The 18,755-nt window shown below is 58.1% G+C and carries 4 protein-coding genes and 1 pseudogene; 4 read left to right on the top strand and 1 reads right to left on the bottom strand.

Annotated features, from left to right (window positions below; translation table 11 throughout):
* Positions 1-409 precede the first annotated feature (409 nt).
* From ACIP1X_RS06895 to ACIP1X_RS06880, 4 genes are all read left to right on the top strand, one after another.
* The gene (locus ACIP1X_RS06895) at positions 410-9,787 is read left to right on the top strand and encodes a retention module-containing protein (protein ID WP_400750570.1); all 9,378 of its coding nucleotides are present in this window, start codon (positions 410-412) and stop codon (positions 9,785-9,787) included.
* Between the two features lie 236 nt (positions 9,788-10,023).
* A complete protein-coding gene (locus ACIP1X_RS06890) occupies positions 10,024-11,952 on the top strand; it encodes a hypothetical protein (protein ID WP_400750567.1) in 1,929 nt (642 codons plus the stop codon).
* Positions 11,953-12,123: 171 nt separating this feature from the next.
* Complete coding sequence (locus tag ACIP1X_RS06885) at positions 12,124-14,073, top strand: hypothetical protein (protein WP_400750564.1); 1,950 nt, start codon at positions 12,124-12,126, stop codon at positions 14,071-14,073.
* 254 nt (positions 14,074-14,327) lie between these two features.
* Positions 14,328-17,720, top strand: coding sequence for an autotransporter outer membrane beta-barrel domain-containing protein (locus ACIP1X_RS06880; RefSeq protein ID WP_400750561.1), 3,393 nt, complete (start codon positions 14,328-14,330; stop codon positions 17,718-17,720).
* 236 nt (positions 17,721-17,956) lie between these two features.
* On the opposite strand, the pseudogene ACIP1X_RS06875 reads toward ACIP1X_RS06880, so the two are convergent.
* Positions 17,957-18,755, bottom strand: a pseudogene (locus ACIP1X_RS06875) (hypothetical protein); the annotation flags it as partial.

The raw sequence follows: 18,755 nt of genomic DNA, 5'->3' as shown, positions 1-18,755 counted from the left end.
AAAAATTTTCATAAGGCTTATTCCGAAAAAAACTTATGCGGTTTGTAAAATCCGGCACATTGTTCAGCTCGAAAGCCTTTGTTTTATGCGCGCTAGGGAGCGCAGAAAGGCTTGAGGAAAGTTCCATTCACTTTGCGACATACGGCGAAGTACTGCTGAAGGGGAGGGACGCGTAGCGGCTGGGGAGCGACAGATTTTTGTCACTCGAGTGATTCACCGGCGTTACGTAGCGCTCGTGGGTTTGCTGCATTGATCAGGTTTTTCAAGTGCTTGATAGCACTGATGTTTCCTGAACGGCGCAACCTGCGAACGAACTGTCGAAGGCGCGAGCGTCGCCACGGCAACCCGATTGAGCCATGGGCTACTTCGTTAACCAGTGCCGACAGTGGTCGGCAGCGGAGGAATTCACATGGCAACGCTCATCGGTACCGTCACTAAAGTCATTGGTCAGGTTTTCGCACAGGCAGCGGACGGCACAAAACGCGCCTTGGTCGAAGGCGATCGGCTGTTTGCCGGCGATCAATTGATCACCGGGGCCGAAGGCGCCGTCGCCGTTCATCTGCAAAATGGCAAAGAGCTGACCCTTGGGCGCGGCAGCAGCATGACCCTGTCCGGGCAACTGCTCGCCGATCAGGCCGCGCACGTGAACGCGGCCGAGGCGGTGACGCCGAGCGAAGCGCAACTGACCGACGTCGAGCAAATCCAGAAAGCCATCGCCGCCGGTGATGACCCGTCGAAAACCGCTGAAGCCACTGCCGCTGGGCCAAACGCTCCGGGTGGCGCGCCGGGTGAAGCGGGCGGTGGTCACAGTTTTGTCTTGCTGACGGAAGTCGGCGGGCGCGTTGATCCGATCATCGGTTTCCCCACCGCCGGGTTTGGCGGCATCCCTGAATTCCCTGAAGAACGCCACAACGTGGTGATCGACAACGGCGACGACACGCCAGTGATCGTGCCGCCACCGGTCAACAATCTGGTGACCCTCAACGGCCTGTCCGCACCGGGTGGCGAGCTGAATCTCAACGAAGCCAATCTGCCCGACGGCTCGGCCGCCAATCCGGCAGCGCTGACCCAAAGTGGCAGCTTCACCGTTAACGCGCCGGATGGTTTGACCAGCCTCAGCGTCGGCGGCATCAGCCTGGTCAGCGGCGGTGTGGCGGTCGGTTTCCCGCAGTCGATCACCACGCAATTGGGCAACACCCTGACCATCACCGGCTACAACCCGAGCACCGGTGTCGTCACCTACAGCTATACCCTCAACGGCAACGACACCCACGCGGCGGGCGATGGCGCGAACAACCTCAGTGAACAATTCACCGTGGTTGCCGGCGACAGCAATGGCGATACCGCGACCGGTACGCTCGACGTCAACATCACCGACGACGTGCCGCGCGCAGTGGATGACAGCAACAGCTCAACCGCTTCGGAAACCTTGCTGACGCTGACCGGCAACGTGCTGACCAACGATGTGCAAGGCGCTGACCGCGTGGCCACTGGCCCGGTGACGCCCGGCACGTTCACCGGCACTTACGGCACCCTGGTGCTGAACGCCAACGGCACTTACACCTACACGCTGAATACCGGCGATGCCGATTTCAAAGCGCTGCACGGCGGCGGCAACGGCACCGAAACCTTCGCCTATACCCTCACCGATTCGGACGGCGATAGCAGCACCGCGAATCTGGTTTTGCAGATCCACAACAACGACGATCCCGTGACCCTCGGCGGTTTGAATATTGCGGGCGGCGAGCTGACGGTTTTCGAGAAAAACCTGGCCCTGGGCAGTTCACCTGATTCGGCAGCGCTGACGCAAAATGGCAGCTTCACCGTTACTGCACTCGATGGCGTCACCACGCTGACCGTCGGCGGCATTGCCGTGGTCACCAACGGTGTCGCGGCTGGTTTTCCGCAATCGGTGACGACGCCGCTGGGCAGCACGTTGACCATTACCGGGTTCAACGCGGCGACAGGTGTGGTCAGTTACAGCTACACGCTGGTCGATAACGAAACGCATCCGAACGCCAATGGCGCGAACACTCTGCCAGAGCAATTCGCCGTCACCGTCGTCGACGACAACGGCACGACCGCGAATGCCACGCTCGATGTGAACATCATCGACGACCTGCCAAAAGCGGTGGATGACAGCAATACCGGCACCGCCTCGGAGACCAATCTCAGCCTCACTGGCAACGTGTTGACCAACGATGTGCAGGGCGCCGACCGCGTGGCCACTGGCGAGACTGCCGGGCCGATCACCGCCGGTACGTTTGCGGGGACTTACGGGACTTTGGTGCTGAACGCCAACGGCACTTACACCTACACGCTGAACACCAGCGATGCGGATTTCAAAGCGCTGCACGGTGGCGGTAACGGCACCGAAACCTTCACCTACACCATCACCGATTCCGACGGCGACACCAGCACCGCGAACCTCGTCTTGCAGATCCATAACAACGATGATCCAGTGGTAATCGGTGGTCTGGATGTTAACGGCGGCGAACTCACCGTTTACGAGAAAAACCTCAGCGACGGCAGCGCACCAGACTCCGGCGCACTGACCCAAAGCGGCACCTTCAACATCACTGCACTCGATGGCGTCACCACCCTGACCGTGGGCGGCATCGCTGTCGTCACCAACGGCGTAGCAGCAGGTTTCCCACAATCAATCACCACGCCATTGGGCAGCACACTGACCATCACCGGTTTCAACGAAACCACCGGCGTCGTCAGCTACAGCTACACCCTGGTCGATAACGAAGCGCACCCAACCGCGAACGGCGCGAACAATTTGCCTGAGCAGTTCGCCGTCACCGTCGTCGATGACAACGGCACCACCGCCAACGCGACCCTCGATGTGAATATCGTCGATGACTTGCCAAAAGGCGTGGATGACTCGAACGCAGGCACCGCCTCGGAAACCAATCTGTCGCTCACTGGCAACGTGCTGACCAACGATGTGCAGGGCGCCGACCGTGTGGTCATCGGCGAGAATGCCGGCCCGATCACAGCGGGTACTTTCGCGGGGACTTACGGCACGTTGGTGCTCAACGCCAACGGCACGTACACCTACACGCTGAACACCACCGACGCTGATTTCAAAGCGCTGCACGGTGGCGGCAACGGGACAGAAACCTTCACCTACACCATCACCGATTCCGACGGCGACACCAGCACCGCGAACCTCGTTTTGCAGATCCACAATAACGACGATCCGGTGATCATCAACGGCCTCAACGTGAATGGCGGCGAACTCACTGTTTACGAGAAAAACCTCAGCGACGGCAGTACTCCAGATTCCACCCAGCTGACCCAAAGTGGCACGTTCAACATCACCGCACTCGACGGCGTGACCACCCTGACCGTCGGCGGCATCGCCGTGGTCACGAATGGCGTAGCAGCAGGCTTCCCACAATCAATCACCACGCCATTGGGCAGCACACTGACCATCACCGGTTTCAACGAAACCACCGGCGTCGTCAGCTACAGCTACACCCTGGTCGATAACGAAGCGCACGCAACCGCTAACGGCGCAAACACTCTGCCAGAGCAGTTCGCCGTCACCGTCGTCGATGACAACGGCACCACCGCCAATGCGACCCTCGATGTGAACATCATCGACGACCTGCCAAAAGGCGTGGACGACAGCAACGCCGGCACCGCCTCAGAAACCCTGCTGAGCCTGTCCGGCAACGTACTGACCAACGACGTACAAGGCGCCGACCGCGTACCTACCGGCCCGAATGCCGGCCCAATCACCGCCGGTACTTTCTCCGGGACTTACGGCACATTGGTGCTCAACGCCAACGGCACCTACACCTATACGCTGAACACCACCGACGCTGATTTCAAGGCCCTACACGGCGGCGGCAACGGGACAGAAACCTTCACCTACACCATCACCGATTCCGATGGCGATACCAGCACCGCAAACCTCGTCTTGCAGATCCACAACAACGACGATCCGGTGATCATCAACGGCCTCAACGTCAACGGTGGCGAACTCACCGTTTACGAGAAAAACCTCAGCGACGGCAGTACTCCAGATTCCACCCAGCTGACCCAAAGCGGCACCTTCAACATCACCGCACTCGACGGCGTCACCACGTTGACCGTTGGCGGCATCGCCGTGGTTACGAATGGCGTAGCAGCAGGCTTCCCGCAATCAATCACCACGCCATTGGGCAGCACACTGACCATCACCGGTTTCAACGAAACCACCGGCGTCGTCAGTTACAGCTACACCCTGGTCGATAACGAAGCGCACCCAACCGCGAACGGCGCAAACAATCTGCCAGAGCAGTTCGCCGTCACCGTCGTCGATGACAACGGCACCACTGCCAACGCGACCCTCGACGTCAACATCGTCGACGACCTGCCTAAAGCGCTGGATGACAGCAATACAACCACGGCGTCGGAAAGCCAACTGACGCTGACCGGCAACGTCCTGACCAACGATGTGCAGGGCGCCGACCGTGTCGCGAGCGGGCCGGTTACCGCCGGCACGTTCACCGGGACTTACGGCACCTTGGTGCTCAACGCCAACGGCACGTACACCTACACCCTCGACACCACCGATGCCGACTTCAAAAATCTGCACGGCGGCGGCAACGGTACCGAGAATTTCACCTACACCATCACCGACTCCGACGGCGATACCAGCACCGCCAACCTGGTGCTGAACATCCATAACAATGACGATCCGGTGGTGCTCAACGGCCTCGACGTCAATGGCGGCGAACTGACGGTCTACGAGAAAAATCTCGGTGACGGCACCGACCCCAATACCCCGGCGCTGACCCAGAGCGGCACCTTCACCGTCACGGCCCTCGACGGTCTGCAAACCCTGACCGTCGGCGGCATCAACGTGGTGACCGGTGGCGTGGCCGCAGGTTTCCCACAATCGATCACCACGCCGTTGGGCAGCACGCTGACCATCACCGGTTACAACGAAACCACCGGTGTCGTCAGCTACAGCTACACCTTGGTCGATAACGAAACCCACCCGAATGCCAACGGCGCCAACAGCATCACCGAGAACTTCAACGTGGTGGCGACGGACACCGATGGCAGCACCGCCAACGGCCAGATCAACGTCAACATCGTCGATGATTTGCCGAGCGCCCACCCTGATGCCGCGTCGGTGACAGAGGGCGGTACCGTCAGCGGCAATGTGCTGGACAACGATATCGGCGGCGCCGATGGCCCGGCGGCGACCGGCGCGGTGGTTGGCGTGCGTGCCGGCGCCGACACGTCGACCTCGGCCCTCGGTGGCTTGAACAGCAACATCAACGGCACCTACGGCTACCTGACCCTGGATGCCAACGGCAACGCCGTCTACCACAGCAATCCCAATGCGGTGAACGGCCCGGGCGCGGTGGATGTATTCACCTACACCGTGCGCGATTCCGACGGTGACGAAAGCACCACAACCATCACCATCGACGTCGCCAACAGCAAACTGTATGCGACCAGCGACACCGATGTGACCGTGTTCGAGAAAGCACTCGACCTGACCAAGGACGGCGCGGATCTGGCCCCCGGTACGGTCACCGGCAGCGACCCGAGCAACACCGGCGAAACCGCGTCCGGCACCCTGGTCGGCTCGGTCACTGGCGCGGTCGGCGCGATCAGCTATGCATTGGTCGGCAGTGCCACCGGCAACTACGGACAGATCGTCCTCAACCCCAACGGCACCTACACCTACACCCTGACATCGCCGGCGACCACCACGCCGCATGCCGATGACGGCGCCAATACCCTGACCGAAAGTTTTACCTATCAGGCCACCGATTCGCTGGGCAACATCGTCACCAGCACCATCGTCGTCAGCATCGTCGACGACGTGCCACATGCAGTGAACGACAGCAACGCCAACAGCGCTTCGGAAAGCCTGTTGACCCTCACCGGCAACGTGCTGACCAACGATGTGCAAGGCGCCGACGTGGTGGCGAGCGGGCCGATTACCCCCGGCACCTTCACCGGCACCTACGGCAAACTGGTGCTCAACGCCGACGGCTCGTACACCTACACGCTGGACACCACCGATGCCGACTTCAAAAATCTGCACGGCGGTGGCAACGGCACCGAGACGTTCACCTACACCCTGACCGATGCCGATGGCGACGTCAGCACCGCCAACCTGGTGCTGAACATCCACAACAATGACGATCCGGTGGTGCTCAACGGCCTCGACGTCAACGGCGGCGAACTCACCGTTTACGAGAAAAACCTCAGCGACGGCACCAGCCCGAACACAGCCTTGCTGACCCAAAGCGGCACCTTCACCGTGACCGCCCTCGACGGCCTGCAAACTCTGACGGTCGGCGGCATTGCCGTGGTGACCAACGGTGTCGCCGCAGGCTTCCCGCAGTCGGTGGTTTCACCGCTGGGCAGCACCTTCACCATCACCAATTACAACCCGACCACCGGTGTCGTGAGTTACAGCTACACCCTGGTCGACAACGAAACACACCCGAACGCCAACGGTGCCAACAGCCTCACCGAGAACTTCAACGTGGTGGCGACGGACACCGATGGCAGCACCGCCAACGGCCAGATCAACGTCAACATCATCGATGACCTGCCGACTGCCCAAGCCGACACCGGCTCGGTGGCCGAGGGCGGTACCGTCAACATCAGCGTGCTGGGCAATGACGTCACCGGCGCCGATGGCGCAGCAACAGGCGGGGCGGTGGTCGGCGTGCGCGCCGGTAGCAACACCGGCACCTCGGCCATCGGCGGGCTCAACAGCAACATCAACGGCAACTTCGGTTACCTGACCCTCGATGCTGCGGGCAACGCTGTTTATCACAGCAACCCGAACTCGGTGAGCCCTGCGGGCGCGACCGACACGTTCACCTACACCATCCGCGACAGCGACGGCGATGAAAGCACCACGACCATCACCATCAACGTCGCCGACAGCAAACTGATTGCCTCGGTCGATCAGGACGTCACGGTCTACGAAAAAGCCCTCGACCTGACCAAGGACGGCCAGGATCTGGCCGCCGGCACGGTCACCGGCAGCGAGCCGACCAACACCGGCGAAACCGCGACGGGCACGCTGGTCGGCGCGGTCACCGGCGGCAGCGGCGCGCTGACTTACACCTTGGTCGGCAGCGCCACCGGCAGCTACGGGCAGATCCAGCTGAATGCCGACGGCACCTACACCTATACGCTGACTTCGGCGCCGAAAACCTCGCCGAACGCCAACGACGGCGCGAACACCCTCAGCGAAAGTTTCACCTACAAAGCCACTGACGCACTGGGCAACAGCACCACCAGCACCATCGTCGTCAACATCGTCGATGACGTGCCAAAAGCCGTGGCTTCCGATCGTTCGGTGGCAGCGGTGGAGATCGATTCCAACCTGCTGATCGTCCTCGACATCTCCGGCAGTATGGCCGACGCCTCCGGTGTGCCGGGCCTGTCGCGGCTGGCGCTGGCCAAGCAGGCCATTAGTGCCTTGCTCGACAAATACGACGATCTCGGCGACGTGAAGGTGCAACTGGTGACCTTCAGCAGCAGCGCTACCGATCGCACCTCGGTGTGGGTCGATATCGCCACTGCCAAGACGATACTGGCGGGTTTGACCGCGGGCGGCGGCACCAACTACGACGCCGCCGTGGCGACCATGCAGACTGCGTTCAACACCTCGGGCAAACTCACCGGCGCGCAGAATGTTGGCTACTTCTTCTCCGACGGTAAACCGACCACCGGCCAGGAAATCGGCACGGCGGACGAAACCGCGCTGAAAGCCTTCCTCGACGCCAACAACATCCGTAACTACGCGATCGGTCTGGGCAGCGGCGTGAGCAACGCCAACCTCGATCCAGTGGCGTACGACGGCATCACCCACACCAACACCAACGCTGTAGTGGTGACAGATCTCAACCAACTCAACTCGGTGCTCTCGGGCACGGTGGTCGGCGCACCGGTCACCGGTTCGCTACTGGGTGAGGGCGGTACGTTCGGCGCGGATGGCGGTTTTATCAAAACCATCGTCGTCGACGGCACCACCTACACCTACGATCCGAAAGGCCTTGGCGGACAAGGTGCGTTAACTAACGTTGGCACCAACCACGGCACCTTCAACACCGTAAACAACTCGGTGAGCATCGCCACCAACAATGGCGGCACGCTGGTGGTCAACCTCGACACCGGCGACTACACCTACACTTCGCAGAAAACCACCGCTGTGGTGATCACCGAGAACATCGGCTTCACCGTCAGCGACAACGACGGCGACCTCGCCAGCTCGACGCTGACCGTGAAAGTCATCCCCAATGCGCCGCCGGTGGCGGCGGACGATCACGTCATCACCAACGTGCTTTCGAGCAATATCGTGGTGCCGGGCGAATTGCTGCTGGCCAACGATACCGATCCGAATGGCGATACGCTCAACGCCACGCCGACGACGTTCAATACCGGTTGGATCTCGAAAGCGGCGGACTTCAACGGCACCGGGGCGATCAACTTCACTGGCACCAACGCCAATACCGCGGCCAACCAGAACCTGGCCAACGTGCGCAATTCGTTCAGTGCCAACGCGGCAACCATGACCGCTGTGCTGGTGGTCAGCGGTTATCTCGGTGCTGTGACCAACAGCAACGCGAATGATGAAGACCGCATCACCGTCAATCTGCGTCAGGGTGAGACCCTTAATCTGGATCACAACCTGGCGGCCGGTCACGTCACCATGGAGTACTCGATCAATGGCGGCGCTTACACCACGCTGGCAGACGGGCAAACGCTGACGGCAGCCGCGAATGGGACCTATCAGATCCACATCACCAACATCGCCGATCCAAGCGGCGGCGGTAACCCCAACGCGGCGGAAAACTACCAACTGACCATGACCCTCAACTACGCCGGGGCGCACGACATCACCCCGGACTTCAACGGCACCTACACCGCCAACGACAACCATGGCGGCAGCGACACCGCCAACGTCAGCATCAGCTATCAGGATGGCCACACCCTCACCGGTACCTCCGGCGATGACATCCTGGTCGCAGGCACCGGCAACAACATCATCAACGCCGGCGACGGCAACGATGTGCTCACCGCAGGCTCCGGCAACAATGAAATGCACGGCGGCGCCGGCAACGACTTGCTCTACAGCGGCCCGGGCAACGACCTTCTCGATGGCGGCACCGGCACGGACACGGCGAGCTATGCCCACGCCACCGCTGGCGTCACGGTCAACCTCGGCCTGCTCGGTGCGCAAAACACCCTCGGTGCAGGAACTGACACCCTGACGGGCATCGAAAACCTCGTCGGCTCGAACTTCAACGACACGTTGACCGGCGACAACAATAACAACGTGATCAATGGTGGGCTGGGCAATGACATCCTCAACGGTGGCGGCGGGGACGACCTGCTGATCGGCGGTCTGGGCAACAACACCCTGACCGGTGGAGCAGGGGCCGACACCTTCCAGTACCTCAAGGGCAACAGCGGCCACGACACCATCACCGACTTCACCCCCGGCACCGACAAGCTCGACCTGTCGCAACTGCTGCAAGGTGAAAACGGCACCACGGCGTCGCTCGATGACTACCTGCACTTCACCGTCACCGGCGCGGGCGCGTCGGTGCTCACCAGCATCGACGTCAGCGCCATGGCCGGTGCCGCGCCAAACCAGACCATCGACCTGGCCGGCGTCAACCTCGCCAGCCACTACGGTGTAACACCGGGGGCCGGCGGGATGATTGCCAGCGGGCACGACACGGCGACGATCATCACCGGCATGCTCAACGATCACTCGTTGAAGGTCGATACCGTCTGATCCGAGGCTGAAACGACAAAACCCGCGCTCCCGGTTGAGGGGAGGGCGGGTTTTTTTGTGCCTGAGCATTCCCAATGGGCGTATCTCCGACAGACGGTAGCAATACCTGTAATTTCTGACAGTAGCCAAGCTCACGACAACGCCGTTAAATCAACTCACGGCCCAAGAAAGGCCTGAACACACAGGCCGCGCGTCCGCGTGTTCCATGACAGCCGAGTCTTGTGGGAGTGGGTGTAATGGCGTCTTCTGATAGCCCGATCAATCCTGTCGTGGAGCTGGCGCTTGAAGCGCCGAAAGTGCCCGTCATTCTCAAGGACGAAAACGGTCAGGAAAGCCCTGAAGGCCTGTTGCCAAGAGACGCGTTGAGCGGTGACCTGGTTGTCGTTGTTCCCAATTGGATCGCCGCCTTCACAGCAGCGGAGCCGCTTTACATCATCGACATCAGCTGGACGCAGGAGGGAGGGCCATTTACTTCTGTGTTCCGTGATGAATACGAGGAGCCGGGGGATAAAACCTTGAAGGTGCCTCGTGACAAGCTGGATGAGCGCACCTATTCCCTGTCGTATCGTGTCAGTTATGGCGGCAATCATTTGTACTCGGCACTCAAGCGCGTGACCGTCGACCGATCGCCGCCCAACGACAATCAGGAACCCGTTCGACTCGATATGCTCGATGTCCCGGGCGTTATCACCGATGACTACCTCACCCAACATGGCAAGGTGGAGTTTCAAGTACCGCTGTACGTGGATGCCAAAGTCAGGGATCGCGCGATTTTTTACTGGTCGGATGACCCGACCCCGCCCGATTCTGAAATTGAGATCGGCGAGAAGACATTCAATCAGCAGGACATTGATGACAAGCGATTGATCATCACCGTACCCGAATCGGTAATTCGTCAGCGGGGTGCCGGGCAGCGTTATGTCTTTTACCGATTGCGCGACTGGGTGGGCAATCGAGGGCCGCGTTCGACACTGTTAGCGGTCAGCGTCGACCTGAATGCGGCGCCCGGTGATCTCAAGCCACCACGAGTGCCATTGTCGGTGCGCGGTTTGCTCGACCGCCGGCACGCCCGGGAAGGGGCAGTGGATCAGGGCGCCGTGACGGTCGAAATCGACGAATATGACGATGTCGCTGTCGGCGATCAGATTCTGATCAAGTGGAATCTACATGATCTCGGTTCGATTGATGTCGATCCTGACGGGTTTCCACTGAAGACCACCGTACCTTGGGCGATCCTGACAGATGACGGTCTTGGGCCAGCGCAGGCAAACGTGCTTTATCGCGTGCGCCGCGGTGGAACGTTGACCCTGCCGTCCCCCGAAATAAAAGTGCCGTATAACTTTACGGTCGCCGGCCAGGATCACGACAGCGCCCCGGCGCTATTGAACCCCACCTTGGCGAAACTGCAGGTGTATGGCGCGGTATCGAACCAACTGAATACGCTGTTGCCTGGCGATTTCGGCAAGCCTGCCGAGGCGCGATTGACCCTCTACGACAATCCGCTACCGGGGCAGAAAGTCTTCCTGTATTGGGGGACGATCCCGAGCCCGGTCGCTGAGTACGAAGTCAAGTCGGGCGATGTGGCGGGGAAAATCATCCTGTTGAGCATCGCCTGGGAATTTATTGAGAAAGACAAAGTAAACCCTGCGCTGCCGACCTGGTACACCACCAGCAATGGCGTCAATGAGCAATTGGCGCAAGTGACGCCGCTCAATCTGGCCATCGTGGTCATCGACAACTTGCCGGAACCGGTTTTCACCCATGCCGATCGTGATGGCGTACTTCATTGCTGCGCCCGACCCCGTTTGTGGGAAGGGGTGTGGGTGCATATCAAAGGCAATGCGGCGTTCGCCGAGAACGATGTCGTCGAACTGACCTGGCAAGGCTGTGCCAATCAGAATGGTTCTTCACCGATTGCAGGTACCGATGATTCATTTGAAGTCACGCTGACCGACGATCAAGCGCGCGACGGATTTGATGTGCATGTCAGTGACTATCCACGACTGATTGCGCCAATGGTCGATAACGGTTCGGCGTTGTGTCGGTATTACTTGAGAAAACACAGCGGTGGGCTTGGCTCATCCAAACCTGACTTCGTGATTATTAATCGAACCATGCCCAGCGGGGCAGTCTGTGGCCCCGATAATGATATTTGTCAGGAATAAGCTGTAGTGGCTGTAAGCGAAGAGTGAAGTAAAAACTCATTGTAATGATCGTCGTGGTTTTTCGATTTGTTTTTGCAATGTTGTTTGTAAATGGCATCAGTGTCCAAGTGCTCTGGCAAGGGTCCTTATTGTCCGGTGCCAGTCAATCAAGTTGCTCAGAGGATAATCAAGATGACTGTTATTCAATCGTTAAAACCGGCGGAAAATCGTGCGCGTTATTTCGGTGTTCTGCGACGCAGTGTTAAACCCAACGCTGCGCCGCCTGCCATGCACGCTGATAATCCTTTGATGGATGATGAAATCGACGATGCACCGAATCAGTTGCATAGCCGCTTTCAAGGCTTCCCGCTGAGAATTTTGATCCCACGCTTTAGTGAAGCAGATGATCCTGGGGCCGTTCAGGGTTTTTTGCATTTGACATTGGATGGCACTCCGGTGGGTGACAGGGAAATGTATGTAACTCCCGTAGATCCACTAATTACTGAGTTTGTTCTGGTACTGCCCGAGGGACTCTCGGCAGCACCCGGTACTCATGAGTTGAGTTATATCCTGAGTCACGGTGGTAATAAGCCACCTGTCTCCAAGCTGATTTTTAACATTGATAACCGCGCACCGCTCCCCGTCGGTAAGGCGCAAGTTCCACCGGAGGTTGAACGCGACGGTATTACCAAGAAGTATCTGGACGACAACGATGGGAAAGTGCTGGTGACCGTCCCCCCTCATGGGGAAAAAAAGATTGGTGACGTCATCAATTGCTTCTTTGGCAAAAGTTTGCCACTGGCAGTGTTAGTCGGCAGTAAAACATTGACCGAAGCCGATTTGCTACTACCGATTACCTTCGACCTTACCTCTGATAAAATCGGAACAGAGGAAGGGGTCCAGTCGCTCTTCTACTACCTCGAAGATCGCAAGGGTAACAAGAGTTCGCCGTCGGCTTTTACCGAGCTCAATGTAACCCTGACAGATCCCCCTGAAGGTTTGCAGGTTCCGTATATTCCCCTGTTTGATGACGATACCGCCCCAAAGCTGGTGGATCTGGCCGATGCCCAAGTCCCTTTGGGTGTGGGGATTTTGGATGAATACACCAATTATCTGAAAGGGGTCGATGAACTTGAGGTGACGTACGACGGTATCAAATTACCGGCGCTGAAAATCAATACCTTTCCGTTCTTTATCAACGTTCCTTACAGTACTGTGTTTAACGGTGACCTGGGTGAAAAGACAGTACCCGTCAGTTATCAAATTAAACGCAATGGTGTGGGCCATCCACAAGTGCCACTCACGAAAGACGTGGACGTCGATCTTCGTCGTCCAGGTGTTGGCGACGGCGGAGAGAATCCCAATCCGACACTTGCGTTGCCCGTTGTAAAAGGCGCTGTGACGGCCGGTAATAATATTCTGCGAGAGGAAGATGCTAATGCGAACGTGAGTGTTAGTGTTGCGGTGTTTGACGGTGTCAAAGCGAATGATGAGGTTACGCTGATTTGGAAAGGCGTTGAGCTTACCGACGCGCAGGGCGGCTATAAAAAACTGACGGGCGCTGAAACCGGTAACTTGCCGTTCACTGTGATTTGGGACGTGGTGAGTGTTGCCGGTAACGCAAAAGCACTACCAGTCACTTATAAAATTACCCATTCTCTTAACGACAACGCTGAATATTCCCGGCCACAAGACGTCGATGTTTTTATCAGGGCCGCTGTGGTGCCAGAGTTGAAAATTCTGCACCTTGATCCAGACTTTACCGACTGGTTTAACTGCCAGTCCCTAGTACCCGATACTCTGTTGGTGAGATGTGCGGAAGTGTCTGTTGGGCCAGGTGAGATACAATTGGCGGATCAGGAGCTGGAGTTTACTTATCAGGGCTATTCAGATGCTGCGGGTACGGCGGTGATACCGGACACACTTGAGACGGTTAAATACACGCCGACTGTACAGGACGCGACGGCTGGTTTTATCGTAAAAATCCCATATCAAAAAATCATTGCAACGGCGCTCCCTAATTTGCCCGCTTGGGGGGCGGTCACTTATAAGGCGATCATCGACGGTCACCCAGCAAGCGCTGATCGGCATTTGGTCAGAGTTCATGTGAAAACGGGTGATGGCAATACTTGCGAAATTTGAGTGGTGAAATGAGGGAGGCTTGACTGCCTCCTTTTCTTTTTGCGGAAAGCTGTTTTCCTGATTTAAAAAGTAGGACTTTTCCATGTGTCTATTAGGACTTTTCCTACTTTTTTACCTAGGCGAAGCCATTACCGTACGCCCGCATTTGCACTATCGCAGCGGTAGTGGTGTGTGATTTTTTTTCAGGTGATCAAATTATGAAGATGTTTCCTGTATTACGTGTTGGCGCTACACCCCTAAGGGGGCTTGGCGTAATGTGTTGCCTGCAGGCGTTGATGTTGCCCGGGGATTACGCACAGGCGGCGACTATTGTTGATAACGCCACGCTGGACATCAACTCCTCGTTACCCGCGACTGACTATCTTGTGCGTAACAACGGCGTGTTGAATGCTAGCGGTGCCAACACACGATCGATTACTGCCCAGACCGGTTCGACACTGAATATCAGTGGCACTGCGGTTGTCGGCAACGCTGGCATTGAAGGTGTCGTGGTCACCAGCAGCAAAGGCAGCATTGATCAGACCAGTATCACCAGTGATGACATCGGCCTGGCCGTCAACCGTTCCTCTGTCGCAGCGGGCGGTTCCAGCGTGACGGTGTCCAACAGCCGGATCACAGGGGATGTGGCGGGTGCTCAGGTTACGGGGTTAAGCACCCTTTCACTGATCAATACGCAAGTTACCGGCGCTGGCGCCAATGGCATTGGCGTGAACATTCTGGGCGGCGAAGTGAACGCCTCCGCAGGCACGCACATTACCGGGCAATCGACTGGCGTGCGGATCGTCAATGACTCGGCAAACGTTGGCGCTCGCACCTTGTCGCTGGATAACGCAACGGTTCAGGGCGTGGACGGTTCAGCGATCCTGGTCGAGCGCGGAACGCAGGCCATCATCCATATCCTCAACGGATCCACTCTGCTCGCCGGCAATAACATCTTGCTCGACATCCAGGGCGCTTCGGCCGCAACCGTGGCTGTTGCCGGCAGCAGCCTGACAGGCAATATCAATGTTGCCGGCGGCAGTAACGGTGATATTTCCTTCGAACAGAGCCAAATGACGGGCGACGTGTTGGTCAATGGCACCTCGACCACAACCCTGAACCTTGCGGGCAACAGCAATCTTTCAGGCAATATGCGGATCACCGATGGCAGCACCGGTCATCTCAACTTCGAACAAAGCACGATGACCGGTGACGTACTGGTCGAAGCATCGACAGCAACCGTGAACCTGGGCTACAGCAGTGCGCTTGAGGGCAACGTCAATGTCTCGGGGAGCAGCCTCGCCGATCTTGCCCTCGATCAAAGTCAGATGAAGGGCGACGTGATTGTCAATGGCGCATCGAGTGCCAACTTGAGCGTGACAGCAAACAGCGCGCTGACCGGTAAAATCGATATCACTGGCGGCAGCACCGGCCACCTCAATTTCATTCAGGGCCACATGGCGGGCGATGTGCGGGTCAATGACTCGACAGCCACCATCGCGTTTGCCAATGGCAGTAGCCTGGAAGGCGACGTCAACTTCACCGGCAACAGTCGCGCTGGTTTGACTTTCGATCAGAGCCAGATGAAAGGCAACGTACTGATCGATAGGCTGCCCGACATCACAATTCTGAAATTCGCCAACGGCAGCAGCCTCGACGGCAACGTAAATATTGACGGTGGCAGCAATGTCGACCTGAGCGTTGATCAAAGTCGAATGACCGGCGACGTCATCGCCAAGGGTGCCTCGACTGCAGATCTGAAGGTGACCGCCAACAGCCTGTTGACCGGCACCGTCAACCTCGCCGAAGGCAGTACCGGTAAACTGAATTTCAATCAGGGCCACATGGTCGGCAACGTGTTGGTCAATGACTCCACCGCTACCGTCGCGTTTGCCAACAACAGCAGCCTGGAAGGCGACGTCAACTTCACGGGCAACAGTCGCGCCGATCTGACTTTCGATAACAGCCAGATGGAAGGTAATGTACTGATCGATAGCCTGCCAGAAACGACGACTCTGAAATTCGCCAACGGCAGCAGCCTCGACGGCGGTGTGAGCATCGCGGGCGGCAGCAACGTTGATCTGAACTTCGGTCAAAGTCAGCTCACCGGCGATGTCCGCGTAGCAGGCAACTCGACGGCGCAGATGGCGCTGAACGACAGCACTTTCCTCGGCAATCTGAATATCAGCGACGGCAGCACTGCCAACCTGACGCTGAATCGAAGCCAGATGACCGGTGACGTAGTGGCTGACGGTTCTACTATGAATGAATCGGTCACCCTGGAAAATCAGTCGCAACTCACCGGACGTCTCGACGGCGTCGACAGAGTTAACATCCAAAGCCGATCACACTGGATGCTCACGGGCAACGACACCGTTGGTACGTTGGCCATGCATGGCGGCAGCGTTACCTTTGGCGATGCCGCGGCCCCCGATACGTATCGCACGCTCACCATCGGCACGATGGCGGGTACCACGGGTATCTTTGCGATGAGGGGCGATTTCGAAAGCGGCGACAGTGACAAGCTGATTGTGACTGGGCAATCGACAGGGAATTACGATCTGGCGGTCGCGGCGTCCGGGCTGGATGCTATAAACCCCGAGAAGGTCGTGCTGGTGAGCACCGCTACATCCGATGGCGCCAGTTTTGCGTTGGCGGGCGATCGGCCGGTGGATCTCGGGACCTGGTCATATAGCCTGGCCAGCCGAACCAATGCCGAGGGCGTCAAAGAGTGGTATCTGGATCCGACAACCGAAGTCATCAGCCCCGGCGCGCAATCGATTCTGGCCTTTTTCAATAGCCCGCTCACCATTGTGTATAGCGAACAGTCGTCATTGCGCACCCGCATGGGCGAGTTGCGCCTTAACGGCGGCGAGTCCGGCGGCTGGGTGCGCACCTATGGCAGCCAGTACAACGTTGCTGACGGTTCGGGCGTTGGCTATCAGCTAAACCAGCAAGGTTTCTCACTAGGAGCCGATGCACGACTGGGCGACAGTGGCTGGTTGCTCGGCGTATTGGCAGGGACGAGCAAGTCCGATCTGAACCTCGATCATGGCACCACGGGCACCGTGAACAGCTACTACATCGGGCCCTACGCAACCTGGCTGGACGCCGACACCGGTTACTACTTCGACGGTGTGCTCAAGTTCAACCGCTTCCGTAACGAGTCCAAGGTCAACCTCAGTGACGGCACTCGCTCAAAAGGCGATTACGACAACTGGGGGTTGGGCGCTTCAGCGGAGTTCGGCCGGCAATTCAAACTCGCCAACGGCTACTTCTTAGAACCGTTCACTCAATTGTCTGCGGTGCAAATCCAGGGCAGACGCTACTCCCTGGACAACGACATGACTGCCGATGGCGACACCACGCGCTCATTGCTTGGCAAAGCGGGTGTCACCGTTGGTCGCGACTTCAAGTTCGACAAGGTTAGTGTCGCGCAACCCTATCTGCGCGTAGCGATTGCGCATGAGTTTGCAAAGAACAATGAGGTGAAGGTCAACGACAACGTGTTCAACAATGACTTGTCAGGTACCCGGGCCGAGTTCGGCGCGGGCGTGGCAGTGGCGATGTCCGAGAAGTGGCAGGTGCATGCGGACTTTGATTACTCCAAAGGGGAACATATCGAAAAGCCGTGGGGGGCGACGGTGGGGTTGCGCTGGTATTGGTAAAGAAATCGTTTGACGCTTGACTAAAAAATCCTCGCATATTGCGGGGATTTTTTTGCATCAGATTTAAGCCTGGACACATCTCCAATGTGGGAGCGGGCTTGCTCGCGAATGCGCTGTGCCAGTCACCGTAACTGTCACTGATATACCAATTTCGCGAGCAAGCCTGCTCCCACAGTTAATCTATGCAGGACTCAGGAACGGGGAGGAACCTGTTTCCGAACTAGACACATAGCTGTTCAGATCAGAAGTTTCACGCAAAGATCATCGTAGTCGATGTATGTACCTTCGCTGCCGGCGTTTGCTAATTCGATAGTTACGCTGCTAACTCCAGTAAGTGTCAGCGATGCGTGGTAAGTTGCCCAACTTGTCGTTATAGACCAAGTATTACGGTTACCGAAAATTATTTGCAAAACCGCACGAGCGTCATCGCTACGGGCGCGGAGGGTAAATTGATAGTTGCCCGGCGGCAAAGAAAAAGTTCTCCTGACTACCGGTATTGAACGCGGCACTCTTATCAAATAGTTGTCCGCTTCAATCCTCAGTACGACCGCGCCGGGAGGTACGGTTGCCCAGGCATTAAAGTTTCCAAGAGTAAAATCAGTGCAATCATGGAGGGCCGCTGCGACAGTGAATGTCCGTGCGGCCGATTCCGCGCCGTCGCCATACAGCGCCAGCGCCGTGAGGCTGTAACCTTTGGCAGTCAAACCAGTGATGGTCTCGCGCCAGTCGCCCGCAGCATTGGCAGTCGTGTCAATCAGTGACGTGGTGCCGTCGCGCAAGCGGATTTTCTGGTTTGGACTGGCCTTGCCGGTGACCGTCACCGTGCGGTCGAACGTAGTGCCGCCGTGGGCGACCGTGCCTTTGGAATCGGTGACATTGGCAATGGTCGGTGCAACGGATTGCGCAACCGTAAAGGTTCGCGCCGCAGACTCCGCACCATCGCCATACAGCGCCAGCGCCGTGAGGCTGTAACCTTTGGCAGTCAAACCAGTGATGGTCTCGCGCCAGTCGCCCGCCGCATCGGCAGTTGTTTCA

Source organism: Pseudomonas sp. NPDC088885, from assembly GCF_044750025.1.
GTDB lineage: Bacteria > Pseudomonadota > Gammaproteobacteria > Pseudomonadales > Pseudomonadaceae > Aquipseudomonas > Aquipseudomonas rustica.
The sequence above is the reverse complement of the archived record's forward strand: the minus strand, read 5'-3'. Positions and strand labels throughout refer to the sequence as shown.